The sequence below is a fragment of the Streptomyces sp. CB02366 genome (assembly GCF_001905905.1).
Taxonomy (GTDB): domain Bacteria; phylum Actinomycetota; class Actinomycetes; order Streptomycetales; family Streptomycetaceae; genus Streptomyces.
Genome location: NZ_LIVT01000001.1, coordinates 306,695 through 319,137 on the forward strand (window position 1 = coordinate 306,695; position 12,443 = coordinate 319,137).

Here is a 12,443-nt window from a genome sequence, read left to right on the forward strand (position 1 = left end):
AGTACCACGACGCGGGGTGGACTCTTCTCAGCTGCCCTGGTCGGAGCCCTTCTCGGCCCCTTCGGACTTCCTCGCCGGGTCCGCGGACTTCTCGGCGCTCGCGGGCGAAGCCGAACCGTCCGGCTCGGCGTCGGCCGCCGGCTTGTCGCCGTCGGCCTTGTCCCCCTCGCCGCCCGCCTCGGGCTGCGCGGCGGCGGCCCGCTCCAGAGCCTCCTGGAGAGCGTCCTGCGCCTTGCCGTAGGCCGGCCAGTCCTGCTCCTTGAGCGCCTTCTCGCCGTCCTCGTACGCCTTCTGGGCGTCCGCGATGGCCTTCTTGAGCGCCGCGTCACCGGTGGCCGGGGGCTCGTCGGTCTCGCCCGGCGGCTCGCTCGGGTCGGGCGGCGTCGTGTCCGCGTCGCCGTCGACCCCGAAGACCGCGTTGAGAGCGTCACCCAGGTTGTTCTCGAAGACGATCTTCGATCCGTACGAGGCGGCGACCTTCCGCAGCAGCGGGTAGTTCTGGTTGCCACCGCGCGTGTAGACCGGCTCGATGTAGAGGAAGCCGCCCTCCAGCGGAACCGTCAGCAGGTTGCCGTACTCGATGTCCGAGTCGGTGCCCTTCAGGTTCCGCACGAACTCGGCGACGTCGTCGTTGCCGTTGAGCTCACTCTGCACCTGGCCGGGGCCCTTCACCGTGGAGGTGACCCGCAGCAGCCGCATGGTGCCGTAGTCCTTGCTGGCCGCGTCCGCGTTCACCGCCATGAAGGCCCCCAGGTTGGGGCGGCCCCGGGGGGTGAACGTGGTGGTCAGCGAGAACTCCTGCGCCTCCTGGCCCGGCATCTTCATGCTCAGGTAGTACGGCGGAACGGAGCCCGGCTCCTTGTTGGTCGGGTCGTCCGGCACCTGCCACGCGTCGGAGCCGCTGTAGAACTGCGCGGGGTCCTCGACGTGGTAGCGGGTCAGCAGCTCGCGCTGGACCTTGAAGAGGTCCTGCGGGTACCGCAGGTGGTCCATCAGCGCCTTCGGGATGTCGCTCCGGGCCTCGACCGTCCCCGGGAACGCCTTGCGCCAGGTCTTGAGGACCGGGTCCTCGGTGTCCCACTCGTACAGCTTGACCTTGCCGTCGTACGCGTCGACGGTGGCCTTCACCGAGTTGCGGATGTAGTTGACCTGGTTCTGCTGGGCGACGACCGCGCGCTGGTTGGTCGTCAGCGAGTCGGCCGTGGTGTCGCCGAGCGTCGTCCGGGACGCGTACGGGTAGCCGTTGCTCGTGGTGTACGCGTCGACGACCCACTGGATCCGGCCGTCCACGACCGCCGGGTAGGCGTCCCCGTCGATGGTCAGCCACGGGGCGACCGCCTCGACGCGCTCCTTGGGCGTGCGGTTGTACAGGATGCGCGAGCCCTCGCCGATGGCTCCCGAGTACATGATCTGCGGCTCGCTGAACGAGACCGCGTACGCGGCGCGGTTGAAGGTGTTGGAGAGACTGACCCCGCTGTCGCCCTTGTAGCTGGTGGTCTTCTCGCCGTCCTCCTCGTAGTCGAGCTCCTTCTGGGGCCCGCCGACGATGGAGTACTGCTCGGTCTTCTCGCCGTAGTAGATCCGCTGCTCGTACGTGCCGAACTCACCGGTGGAGGGCAGGCCCGACTCGGTGAAGTCCGGGGATCCCGTCGGGTTGGTGCCGGTGGTGGTGCCGCGGGCCGCGATGGCGCCGTAGCCGTGGGTGTACGTGAAGTGGTCGTTGATCCAGTTCCGCTTGGGGATGCCCTGGATGTTCAGCTCCCGCAGACCGATGACGGTGTCCTGCTCCTTGCCGTCCTCGTCCTTGTAGCGGTCGACGTCGAGCGTCTTGGGGAACTGGTAGTAGTTCCTCCGCTGCTGGAGCTGCTGGAAGGCCGGCGAGACGACGTTGGGGTCCATCACGCGGTAGCTGGCGGCGGTGTTGGCCGCGGCCCGCAGCTTGGTGTCGTCCTCCGTGGCCGCCTGTCCGTCGTAGTCGTCCACCTTGGCGTCATCGATGTCGTACGCGTCGCGTGTGGCGTCGATGTTCTTCTGGATGAACGGCGCTTCCTTGGCCTGCTCGTTCGGCTGGACCTGGAACTTCTGCACGATCGCCGGGTAGAGCCCGCCGATCAGGATCGCCGAGAGCACCATCAGGCCGAAGCCGATGACCGGGAGCTGCCAGGTGCGGCGCCACAGCGTCGCGAAGAACAGCACCGCGCAGATCACGGCGATGCAGAACAGGATGGTCTTCGCCGGAAGGTAGGCGTTGGCGTCGACGTACCGCAGACCCGTCCAGTTGTCGGTGGCCTTGAAGTCGCTGGACTTCACGGCCAGGCCGTACCGGTCGAGCCAGTACGCCACGGCCTTCAGGGAGACGAAGACGCCGAGCAGCACCGAGAGGTGGCCGGTGGCCGCCCCGGTGGCGCGGGCGCCGGGGCTGGTGATGCGCAGTCCGCCGTACAGGTAGTGGGTCAGCGCGGCGGCGATCAGCGAGAGCACGGTCGCCGCGAAGCCGAAGCCCAGCAGGAAGCGGTACCACGGCAGGTCGAACGCGAAGAAGGCGACGTCCAGCTTGAACTGGGGGTCCTTCTGGTTGAACGGCACGCCGTTGATGTACAGCAGCCAGGTGCGCCACTGACCGGAGGAGGAGGCTCCGGCGATCAGCCCGACGAGCGCCGTGACGGCGAGCAGCACCCACTTCTTGTAGGGGGCGATGCTCATGCGGTAGCGGTCCAGGCTCTGCTGCTCCAGCGACATCGCGCTCAGCGGCGGCCGGAGCCGGTGCGCGAGCCAGATGTTCACGCCGACGGCGAGCGCCATCAGCAGTCCGAAGACGAGGAACAGCCCGATCTTGGTCCACAGGGTGGTGGTGAAGACGGATGAATACGCGACCGACCTGTACCAGAGCCAGTCCGTCCAGAACCCCGCGAACATGACGAAAGCCATGGCGAGGACCGCCAGGACACCCAAAGTCATGAGCAGGGTTCGGGCACGCCGGGACGGGCGGCCGACTCTGATCCGTGGCCCGGTCGGGCCTCCGCCGCGGTCCGGCATCTGGAAAGCCAACGTGCGCACCTCGAAGTTCGCGGTCGTGTGGAACAGGCCCAGGGATCGTAGAGCCCACCTATGCAACTTACTGAGGCTTTACCTAGTTCCCGTTCCCGGGGCGGAAGGAGGCAGGATATTGCCCATGCCCAACGTTTCCCCCGCAGGACCCCCGATGGCCGCGAGTCCGCTCACCGTCGCCGTCCTCGAAATCGACGCCTATGCCTCCAACCTCGGCTGGGACCAGCCGGCCCGGCTGTTCGCCCTGGTCGACACCGCGCAGCTGCGCGTCCAGGAGCCCGGTCTGGCCGCTCAGCTGGGTCTGGAGGACCCCGGCTCCTCCGTCGCCGCCCTCACCCCGATCGAGCAGGACGAGCTGCCGCCGGGCACCGCGCTCGACGACTTCCTCGCCACCATCGCCTGGCCCGACGCGGTGGTCGGCTGCGCCATGACCGTGGAACGGCTGATGCTGCCGCCGTCCGCCGAGGCCTCCGTGCCGGAGGGTCTCAGCGACCGGCAGTTGACGAAATGGGTGGCCGACCACCCCGACCGGCAGGAGGTGCGGATGACGGTGGCCGTCCTGCGGGACGGGGCCCGCGAGTCCGCCGTACGGCTGCGCGAGAAGGACTCGCCCACCGAGGTGCTGACCGGCTCCGGCCTGGTGCCCGGCCTCGCCGACGCGCTCGCGGCGACGTTCGAGTCCTGATCCGGCCGCTGCCCGGGAGCCCTCGCGGGCCCCGGGCGGCGCGGCCGTCAGCCGGTCGAGCAGCTGGGCAGGCCAGCGGTCTTCCCCATGCGGATCAGCTCCATCGACTTCGTGGCGTCCTCGACGGTCTTGACCCGCACCAGGGTGAGTCCGTCGGGCGTGTCGGCCGCGGCCGAGGCACAGTTGTCGTCGGGCGTGAGGAAGTAGCGGGCCCCGGCCTCGCGGGCGGCGACCAGCTTCATGGTGATGCCGCCGATCGGGCCGACCTCGCCCGCGTCGTCGATGGTGCCGGTGCCCGCGACGAACGTGCCGCCGGTCAGATCGCCCGGGGTGAGCTTGTCGATGATGCCCAGGGAGAACATCAGCCCGGCGCTGGGGCCGCCGACGTCGGCGAGTTTGATGTCGATCTCGAACGGGAACGTGTGGTCGGTCCCGGCCCTGATGCCGACGATCGCCCGGCCCTCGCCGCCCGCCTCGCCCTCGCCCTGGTCGGGGGCCTTCACCGTCTTGACGGTGATCTTCTCGCCGCCCTCGGGGGCGCGGCCGGCCTTCTCGGCGGCGGCGGCCTCCTTCGCCGGCACGATGGTGAAGACGACGTTCTCGCCGGGGCGGTGCTGGGTGACGAGCTTCGCCACGTCGTCGGGCTCCTTGACCGCCGTGCCGTCGACGGCCTTGATCACGTCGCCCGCGTGCAGCCTGCCCTCGGAGGGACTGCCCTTGACCACGGTGGAGACCACGACCTGGGTGGCGACCGGGATGTCCAGTTGCTTCAGGGCCGCCACCTTGGCGCTCTCCTGGGACTGGCTGAACTCCTCGGCGTTCTCCTGGGTGGACTGTTCCTCGGTCTTCCCGTTCGGGTAGAGCGTGTCGTGCGGGACCACGACGCTGTCGTGGGCCAGCCAGCCGTAGACGGCCTCGACGATGTTCATCCGGTACTCCGCCCCGGTGACGCGGACCGTCGTCATGTTGAGATGGCCGGAAGCCGGGTACGTCTTGCGACCGGAGATCTGCAGGACGGGCTCGCCGCGCGCGTCGCCCAGGGTGTTCACCGTCGGTCCGGGGGACATCTCCGCATACGGCACTTTGATCAGCACGCCTGCGCAGAGCAGCGCGATGAGGACGAGGGTGGAGGCGAGCATCGTCGCGGTGCGGCGTGGCATGGAACGACAGTACGGGAAGGGCCTGTCAGTGCACCGCAGGGGCCGGTCCGTCCGGGGGCGACCGGAACGCGGCGGAAGACGTCACGCGGCGTGCGTCGGTCTCAGGCGGCCTCGGAACCGGAATGCGATTTGGCCATCGCGTCGCGGAAACGGGCGTAGCCGGCGAGTTCGGTGACATCGCCGGTCGTTCGATTGCGGGCGGCCCAACCCGCCCATATCGCACCGCCGACAGCAGCTATGACAGGAATCAACAGCCAAGCGAGTGCCGCCATCACGACCTCCCTACCCATGAGCGACCGGGTACCCCGATCAGCAGATTAACGATCCGGAAGACCAACGCTCATGGCGGGGGTGCGGTTACGCAAATCGGGGCCGATGCGTCTCCGTACGGTTTGCGATCAGCAGGCTCCGACCCATTCCTCCGTACCGTCCGAGAACCGCTGGTGTTTCCAGATCGGCACCTCGTGCTTGAGGTCGTCGATGAGCTTGCGGCAGGCGTCGAACGCCTCGGCGCGGTGCGGGCAGGCGACGGCGACGACGACGGCCAGGTCGCCCACCGCCAGTTCACCCACTCGGTGGACGGCCGCCAGTGCGCGGACCGGGAAGTCGGCGACGACCTTCTCCGCCACACGGCGCAGCTCGTCCTCGGCGGAAGGGTGGCAGGAGTAGCCGAGCGCGCCGACGTCCTGCCCGCCGTCGTGGTTGCGCACGGTGCCGACGAAGAGCGCGATGCCGCCCGCCGCGTCGTCGCCGACGGCGCGGAACACCTCGTCGACGGAGAGCGGAGTGTCCCGGATCGCCAGCAGCCGGACGGGATCGGCCGCCGCGTGCTCGCCGGGGTGGTCGTGGATGGGTGCCATGCCCCCATCGTGCCGTACGGCTCCGACAACCTGGAATTGCCTCATCCACCGGCGGCGGTGCGGTCCGTTTGGAGTCTCCTACAGGCGTCGCCGGACGTGCCGGCGGGTGGGTCAGATGCGGCGGCGGGCCTTGCGGGCACGGCGGACCACCGCGGCGGCGCCGAGGAGCGCGACCGTGGCTCCGGCGGCCCCGGCGGCGGTGGCGTCCTTGCGGCCCAGGCGTCGTCCGGCGACGGTGTGGCGGCCCTCGACCTCTTCGAGGAGGGCGCCGAGCACCTCCTCGTTCGTCCACTTCGGGCGCCATCCCGCGTCGTGCAGCCGGCTGACGCTGACGACCCAGGGGTGCATGGTGTACGCCAGGTCGCCCGCCGGGGACGGGGTGAGGCCGATCCGGTGGAGCCGGGCGGCGGCCCCGAGCGCGACGGCGGAGGGCAGCTCCATCCGGCGTACGCCGCTCAGCTCCTCGACCTCGTCCTGTTCCAGCCAGCCGTCGCAGCCCACCGCGAACTCGCCGTCGATCTTCTCCAGCGCGGCGTACTCCAACGCCGTCACCAGGTCCTCGACGTGACAGAACTGCCAGGTGGGGCGCGATCCGGCGACGACCAGGAGGCGCGGGGACTCGAAGTAGCGGGTCAGGGCGGTGTCGGTGCCGCCGACCAGGACGGCGGGGCGTACGACGGTCACGTTGAGGCCGGGGTGGGCGCGCGGGGCACGGCGGCCGAGCCGCTCGATCTCCAGGAGGTCGCCGACGCCGGTGGCCTCGGCGGTGGCCCGCAGCTCGGCATCCTCCGAGAGCGGCACGTCGTTGTCGGCGAGCGCTCCGTAGACCATCGCCGAGGTGCACAGCACGACCCGGTGGACCCCGGCGGCGGCCGCCGCGGTGAGCACGGTCTGCGTTCCACGTACGTTGTACGCGGTGCGGGCGGCGGGGTCGGTCTCCAGGTCGAGGTCGAGGGCCAGGTGCACGACGACGTCCGCTCCGCGCAGCTTCTCGGCGATGGCCGGGTCGCGGACGTCCAGGATGTGCCAGGTCGCCTCGGAGACCTCACCGCGACGCTCGTCGATGGCGATGACCTGCTTGATCTCGTCGGATGCGGCGAGGTGGGCGGTCAGCAGGTCGCCGATGCCGGTGGCGGCGCCGGTGACCGCGACGACGGGGCCCCGGTTCCGGCGGCTCCTGGGACGTTTTTCTTCGGGTGTGCTCGCGGGCGGGGGGTCGGTCGGGTTTCGCGCTGCGCGAACCTGCGGATCTGGGGAACTCACCGGGCGTCTCCAGCGGTTGTCTTCAGTACGTACCCGACGTGACGCGTACGTACCAGGTGGCGTCCATCCTGCCGCAGGCCGGGAGCCGAGGGAGCACTGAGGCCCGAAGCGGGCGTGGTGTCTACGCTGGATGGTGATGTCGGGCAGTCGCCGTCGGTTCGAGCCGGCGGCCCTACGAGCCGAGGAAACCCGTGAGTGACACCCCATTCGGATTCGGCCTTCCGCCGGAGGAGCCGGAGAACGGCGACGAGGGCAAGAAGAAGGACCCCACCGAAGGTGGGCAGAGCGCGGGCGGGCCCGGAAACCCGTTCGGATTCGGGCCGGGGGCGGGCGGGGACAACCCGTTCGCCGCGATGTTCGGCTCGATGAACCCGAACGATCTCGGCGCCGCCTTCCAGCAGCTCGGCCAGATGCTGAGCTATGAGGGCGGTCCCGTGAACTGGGACATGGCCAAGCAGATCGCCCGCCAGACGGTCTCGCAGGGCACGCCGGACGGTTCCAAGGACGCCAGTGTCGGTCCCTCGGAGCGCACGGCGGTCGACGAGGCGCTGCGGCTGGCGGACCTCTGGCTGGACGGCGTCACGTCGATGCCCTCCGGTTCGGTCTCCACCGTGGCCTGGAGCCGGGCGGAGTGGGTCGAGGCGTCGCTGCCCGCCTGGCGGCAGCTGGTCGACCCGGTGGCCGAGCGGGTGGGCCTGGCGATGGGCGATGTGCTGCCCGAGGAGATGCAGGCCATGGCGGGCCCGCTGATCGGCATGATGCGCTCCATGGGCGGCGCCATGTTCGGCCAGCAGATCGGGCAGGCCGTGGGCACGCTCGCCGGTGAGGTGGTCGGTTCCACCGACATCGGGCTGCCCCTGGGTCCGGCGGGCAAGGCCGCGCTCCTCCCGTTGAACGTGGAGAAGTTCGGCAAGGACCTCAGCGTCCCGCAGGACGAGGTCCGGCTGTATCTGGCCCTGCGCGAAGCCGCCCACCAGCGGCTCTTCGCCCATGTGCCGTGGCTGCGGTCGCACCTGTTCGGCGCGGTCGAGGCGTACGCCCGTGGGATCAAGGTCGACACCAGCAAGCTGGAGGACGTGGTCGGCCAGTTCGATCCCTCGCAGCCGGAGCAGCTGCAGGACGCCCTCCAGCAGGGCATGTTCCAGCCCGAGGACACGCCCGAGCAGAAGGCGTCCCTGGCGCGTCTGGAGACGGCTCTCGCGCTGGTGGAGGGCTGGGTGGACGCGGTGGTCCACGAGGCCGCGAAGTCCCGGCTGACCTCGTCGGACGCGTTGCGCGAGACGATGCGCAGGCGCCGTGCCTCCGGCGGTCCGGCCGAGCAGACGTTCGCCACGCTCATCGGCCTCCAGCTGCGCCCGCGCCGGCTGCGGGACGCCTCGCGCCTGTGGGCCTCGCTCACGGACGCCCGGGGGCTGGAGGGGCGGGACGCGCTCTGGGCCCACCCGGACATGCTGCCGACCGCCGGCGACCTGGACGACCCGGACGGCTTCGTCCACCACGAGCAGGCCGACTTCTCCGAGCTGGACAGGATGCTCGGCGAGGCCGCGCAGGGCTCGGCCCCGGAGCGGCCGAAGCCCGTCGAGGGCAAGGACGACGACGGCGGGGCGGAGGCCCCGGACGAGGACGGCCGCGACCGGTGACGCTGCACGACGACGCCGTCCTCGTGCTGAAGGGGTACGCCCCCGAGGACGCGGCCGGGGGCCAGGCGGAGCTGCGCCGGGTCTACCTCGGCCATCTGGCCGAGCACGACGACGGCATGTGGAAGGCGTGCGGGGCCGGGCATGTGACGGCCAGCGCCCTGGTGATCGACCCGTCGCGGGGGAAGGTGCTGCTGACCCTGCACCGGAAGCTGCGGATGTGGCTCCAGATGGGCGGCCACTGCGAGCCGCAGGACGCCACCCTGGAGGCGGCGGCGCTCCGTGAGGCCGCGGAGGAGTCCGGTGTGACGGGGCTGGCCCTGCTGCCCGGCGGGCCCGTCCGGCTGGACCGGCATCCGATCCCGGCTCCGTGCAACTGGCACCTGGACGTGCAGTACGCGGCGCTGGCCCCCGCCGGGGCGGCGGAGCGGATCAGCGAGGAGTCCCTGGAGCTGCGCTGGTTCGCGTACGAGGACGTGCCCGGCGTGGCCGACGCGTCCGTGGTGCGCCTGCTGGAGGCGACGCGGGCCCGGCTGTAGCAGCCGCTCGGAGGGCAGGGGCGAGGGGCGGTCTCCGTGGAGACCGCCCCTCGCCGTCGTGTGCCGCCGCGCCGGTCAGTTCCAGGCGTTGTTCTGGTTCTGGCCGTGGGAGCCCTGCTGGCCCATGCCGAACTGGGCGCGGGCCCCCTGGCCGATCTGGGCGTTCTGCGGGGGCATGACCTCACTCGGCTGGACCAGCGCGAAGCCCTGGCCGAGGAAGCTCAGCTCCCAGCCCTCCCCCGTGTCGCCGCGACGCCGGAAGACGCCCGAGGAGTGCGTCTGGGCCTGCATCTGCACGCGCAGGGAGCTGGACCAGGCGACGATCGCGTCCGCGTCCACGTTGACGTACTTGTCGGGTGTGACCTGCATCATCAGCGGCTGGCCCGAGGTCATCAGGGCGACCTTGCCCGTACCGGAGATGTTGAGCTGGTACTTGCCGCTGCCGGAGATCCCGTACTGGCTGTCCACGGCGATGACCTCGGTGTGGAGCGAGGAGTCGAGCGCGAGGACGTAGGAGCTGTCCACCGTCATCCCCTCGCGGTCGACGTCCACGACGTGGATGTACTGCGCGAGGTTGGCGAGGTAGACGGTGCCCTGGCCGGACACGCGCATCAGGTCGAGGCCCTCGCCGGTGCGCGCCCGGGCCCGGCGCTGTCCCTGGGACTGGTATTCGCCGTCGAAGTCCATCAGGCCCTGGTAGGCGACCATGGCGCCCTTGCGGGCGAGGACGTCGTCGTGACCGGTCAGCGCCACCCGCAGGAGCTGCGGGTTCTGGATCGCGTACCGGTCCTGGCTCTGCTGCTCGGTGTGGCTGAAAAGCGGACTCTGCATGGTGTGGACTCCCTCCCCGTCAGTTCCGGATCCGCAGGCGGTCCGTGCTGTCCTCGCTCGGCTGGACGACGACGATGCCCTGGCCGGAGAAGGCCATCTGGTACGCCTCGCCACTGCCCCGGCCGATCAGCGAGCCGGCCTTGAAGCTGCGCTTGCCCTTCACCTTGAGGTTCGGGGACCAGGCGACGAGCGCGTCCGGGTCGACGTACGTCTCGTCCTCGCCGCGTCCGCAGTCGACGACGATCGGGGTGCCCCGCGAGGTGATGGCGACCCATCCGGTGCCCTGGACGACCACGTTCCACAGGCCCTGTCCGGCGAACTTGGCCATCCCCTTCACCTTCTCGACGCCCCAGGTGAGGTGGGCGTCGAAGGCGAGGAGGTTGGTGCCGTTGACCGAGATGGAGTCGTTGTCGAGGTTGATGACGACCACGTCGGCGCCGTAGTCGGCGAGGTAGAGCAACCCGTCGCCGGAGCACTTCATAACGGGGGCGCCCTCGCCGGTGATCCACTGGGAGGCGATCTGCCGGACCGCGGGCGGGTTGGGCTCGTACTGGATGAAGCCCTCGTACGCCACCATCGATCCGGTGCGCGCGAAGAGGTCCTGCCCGGAGGCCATGGCGACCTTGAGCATGGTCTTGCCGTGGTTCTCCATCCGGGCCGTGACGGGGGTCGGGGCGTAGCCCGCGAGTTGCTGGTTCATGACGGGCTCCCTCAGACCTCGTAGGGCTGGACGACGATGAAGTTGCCGGGGGCTCCCCGGAACTGGAGGTTCACGGTCTCCCCGCTGTGTCCGGGGTACGCGTTGCGGCGCAGCCGGACCTGGCTGGAGACGATCACCTGGGAGGCGGCAGACCAGGCGACGACGGCGTTGCAGTCGGCGAACGTGGTGGGCGTGACCGGCAGGACGACCGGCGTGCCGTGCGTCTTCACGACCACCGTGCCGGTGCCGTGGAACTGCATGGTGAACAGTGCGCCACCGGGGATGCCGTGTCCCTCGACCCGGCGGACCTCGTACTGGAGGGATTCGTCGAAGGCGAGGACGTTCTCGGCGGAGACGCAGATGGCGTCGCCCTGCAGTTCGATCGGGTGCAGTTGCGAACCCTCCTCGGCGAGGAAGACCTGGCCGCGGCCGGTACAGCGCATCAGCTGCATCTCCTGGCCGGTGGCGTTCCCCACGGCCCGGCCGACGAAACCGGCGCCCTTGTAACCGAAGTCCACCTTGCCCTGGTACATCACCATGCTGCCCTGGCGGGCCAGGACCCCGGCTCCGCCCATGGTCAGATCGACCCGCATGAGCTGCTGGTTCTGCGGGGTCCAGCGCTGCCCGGTCGCGGTCTCCTTGTACGGCTGCAGCGCCGCCTGGAGCCCGGCGCCCCCGGTCGGCACACCCTGGGGAACGCCGTGCGGCGCGCCCGGGGGCTGCTGGCCGTACGGGGACGGGGCGGGCCGGCCGAAGGGCGCGGGCGCCTGCTGGCCGAAGGGCGGGGCGGGCGGGGTGCCCTGCCCCGGGGCCTGGCCGAATTGCGGTGGCTGGGGCTGGCCGTACGGGGACGGAGCCTGCGGAGCCATGGGCGACTGCGGAGGCTGAGGGGCCAGGGGGGCCGCCATCGTGGGGGCCGCGTGTACGGGGTGCTGCGGGGCGGGCGGCGGGATGGGAGCGCCCGGGGCACCGAAGGACGGGGCGGGCTGCGGGGCCTGGGGAACCGGCGGGGCCCCGAAGGCGGGAGGGGGCTGAGGGGCGGCCGGGGCGCCGAAGGCGGGGGGCGCGGCAGCCTGGGCCGGCGGGGCGAAACCCGGGGCGGCGGGGGCCGCCGCGGGCGGGGCCTCCTCCTCGGCGACCTCGCCGCCGAAGTTCTTCAGGAGCGCTTCGAGACCGCCGTCGAAACCCTGGCCGACGGCGGCGAAACGCCAGACGTCCTTCAGGTAGAAGTCGCCGAGCATCACCGCGCGCTCGGTGGTGAACTCCGATCCGGTGAAGGAGTACCGCACCACCTCCTCACCGCCCGCCACGATCCGGATGTACCCCGGGCCGATCTGGGACATCTGCCCCGCGCCGTCGAGCGTCGCGGTGAAGGAGAGCTTGTGGATGGCCGCCGGAATGCGGTCGAGCGTGACGCGGAAGGACTCGGTGTCGCCCGACTGCGCGCCGAGCAGCTGGATGGATTCCTCGGGCGATTTCGGCTGGTTGAAGAAGATGAAATACCGGTCGTCGGAAAGCTGCTCGTCGGCGTCGAGGCCGAAGCAGCTGATGTCGAAGGTCAGCCCCGGGGCCGCGATCTGCACGCCCACGTACAGATCCGTCCCTGGCGTGAGGTCACTGATCTTGGCCTTGTGGCCGCGTTGGAATTCCCTGGCCATGCGTAACGACCGTCCCCCATCCCGAAGGTAAATGCGTCGCGTCAGGCTAACCGCAAACGACG

11 protein-coding genes are annotated in these 12,443 nt (G+C 70.6%); 3 read left to right on the forward strand and 8 right to left on the reverse strand.

Annotated elements, in window-relative coordinates:
* Positions 1 to 27: 27 nt before the first annotated feature.
* A complete protein-coding gene (locus tag AMK24_RS01320; protein ID WP_073764074.1) occupies positions 28 to 3,036 on the reverse strand; it encodes a UPF0182 family protein in 3,009 nt (1,002 codons plus the stop codon).
* 136 nt (positions 3,037 to 3,172) lie between these two features.
* On the opposite strand from AMK24_RS01320, the gene AMK24_RS01325 reads away from it, so the two are divergent.
* On the forward strand, positions 3,173 to 3,733 hold the full coding sequence (locus AMK24_RS01325) for a PPA1309 family protein (protein WP_242434879.1): 561 nt from the start codon (positions 3,173 to 3,175) through the stop codon (positions 3,731 to 3,733).
* A gap of 47 nt (positions 3,734 to 3,780) precedes the next feature.
* Here the strand turns inward: AMK24_RS01325 and AMK24_RS01330 are convergent, their stop codons facing one another.
* From AMK24_RS01330 to AMK24_RS01345, 4 genes are all read right to left on the reverse strand, one after another.
* Positions 3,781 to 4,893 (reverse strand): YlbL family protein, encoded by a 1,113-nt coding sequence (locus tag AMK24_RS01330; protein ID WP_073764078.1) that lies wholly within the window; start codon positions 4,891 to 4,893, stop codon positions 3,781 to 3,783.
* A 101-nt stretch (positions 4,894 to 4,994) separates the two neighbouring features.
* On the reverse strand, positions 4,995 to 5,165 hold the full coding sequence (locus AMK24_RS34125; protein WP_199876344.1) for a hypothetical protein: 171 nt from the start codon (positions 5,163 to 5,165) through the stop codon (positions 4,995 to 4,997).
* 126 nt (positions 5,166 to 5,291) lie between these two features.
* On the reverse strand, positions 5,292 to 5,753 hold the full coding sequence (locus AMK24_RS01340; protein ID WP_073764082.1) for a molybdenum cofactor biosynthesis protein MoaE: 462 nt from the start codon (positions 5,751 to 5,753) through the stop codon (positions 5,292 to 5,294).
* A 111-nt stretch (positions 5,754 to 5,864) separates the two neighbouring features.
* Positions 5,865 to 7,016: an SDR family oxidoreductase gene (locus AMK24_RS01345; RefSeq protein WP_073764084.1), complete on the reverse strand. Its 1,152-nt coding sequence runs from the start codon at positions 7,014 to 7,016 to the stop codon at positions 5,865 to 5,867.
* A gap of 191 nt (positions 7,017 to 7,207) precedes the next feature.
* Here AMK24_RS01345 and AMK24_RS01350 point away from each other — a divergent pair, with 191 nt between their 5' ends.
* Together AMK24_RS01350 and AMK24_RS01355 are read left to right on the forward strand one after the other, a co-directional pair.
* Positions 7,208 to 8,656 carry a zinc-dependent metalloprotease gene (locus AMK24_RS01350; protein WP_073764086.1) on the forward strand — a complete coding sequence of 483 codons (1,449 nt, stop codon included), beginning with the start codon at positions 7,208 to 7,210 and terminating at the stop codon, positions 8,654 to 8,656.
* Positions 8,653 to 9,192 carry an NUDIX hydrolase gene (locus tag AMK24_RS01355; RefSeq protein ID WP_073764088.1) on the forward strand — a complete coding sequence of 180 codons (540 nt, stop codon included), beginning with the start codon at positions 8,653 to 8,655 and terminating at the stop codon, positions 9,190 to 9,192. The genes AMK24_RS01350 and AMK24_RS01355 overlap by 4 nt, the downstream gene beginning before the upstream one ends.
* 75 nt (positions 9,193 to 9,267) lie before the next feature.
* Here AMK24_RS01355 and AMK24_RS01360 read toward each other — a convergent pair whose 3' ends face one another.
* From AMK24_RS01360 to AMK24_RS01370, 3 genes are read right to left on the reverse strand one after another with little or no spacing between them, the layout of a single operon-like run.
* Positions 9,268 to 10,023, reverse strand: coding sequence for an AIM24 family protein (locus AMK24_RS01360; RefSeq protein WP_073764090.1), 756 nt, complete (start codon positions 10,021 to 10,023; stop codon positions 9,268 to 9,270).
* A gap of 19 nt (positions 10,024 to 10,042) precedes the next feature.
* Positions 10,043 to 10,723 carry an AIM24 family protein gene (locus tag AMK24_RS01365; RefSeq protein WP_073764092.1) on the reverse strand — a complete coding sequence of 227 codons (681 nt, stop codon included), beginning with the start codon at positions 10,721 to 10,723 and terminating at the stop codon, positions 10,043 to 10,045.
* An 11-nt stretch (positions 10,724 to 10,734) separates the two neighbouring features.
* Positions 10,735 to 12,381 (reverse strand): TerD family protein, encoded by a 1,647-nt coding sequence (locus AMK24_RS01370; protein WP_073764094.1) that lies wholly within the window; start codon positions 12,379 to 12,381, stop codon positions 10,735 to 10,737.
* Positions 12,382 to 12,443: the final 62 nt, after the last annotated feature.

What these genes read in the sequence shown, in the direction of transcription:
- AMK24_RS01320 (WP_073764074.1), bottom strand. Translation starts at nt 3,036, where the DNA reads ATGCCGGACCGCGGCGGAGGCCCGACCGGGCCACGGATCAGAGTCGGC.
- AMK24_RS01325 (WP_242434879.1), top strand. Translation starts at nt 3,173, where the DNA reads ATGCCCAACGTTTCCCCCGCAGGACCCCCGATGGCCGCGAGTCCGCTC.
- AMK24_RS01330 (WP_073764078.1), bottom strand. Translation starts at nt 4,893, where the DNA reads ATGCCACGCCGCACCGCGACGATGCTCGCCTCCACCCTCGTCCTCATC.
- AMK24_RS34125 (WP_199876344.1), bottom strand. Translation starts at nt 5,165, where the DNA reads ATGGCGGCACTCGCTTGGCTGTTGATTCCTGTCATAGCTGCTGTCGGC.
- AMK24_RS01340 (WP_073764082.1), bottom strand. Translation starts at nt 5,753, where the DNA reads ATGGCACCCATCCACGACCACCCCGGCGAGCACGCGGCGGCCGATCCC.
- AMK24_RS01360 (WP_073764090.1), bottom strand. Translation starts at nt 10,023, where the DNA reads ATGCAGAGTCCGCTTTTCAGCCACACCGAGCAGCAGAGCCAGGACCGG.
- AMK24_RS01365 (WP_073764092.1), bottom strand. Translation starts at nt 10,723, where the DNA reads ATGAACCAGCAACTCGCGGGCTACGCCCCGACCCCCGTCACGGCCCGG.
- AMK24_RS01370 (WP_073764094.1), bottom strand. Translation starts at nt 12,381, where the DNA reads ATGGCCAGGGAATTCCAACGCGGCCACAAGGCCAAGATCAGTGACCTC.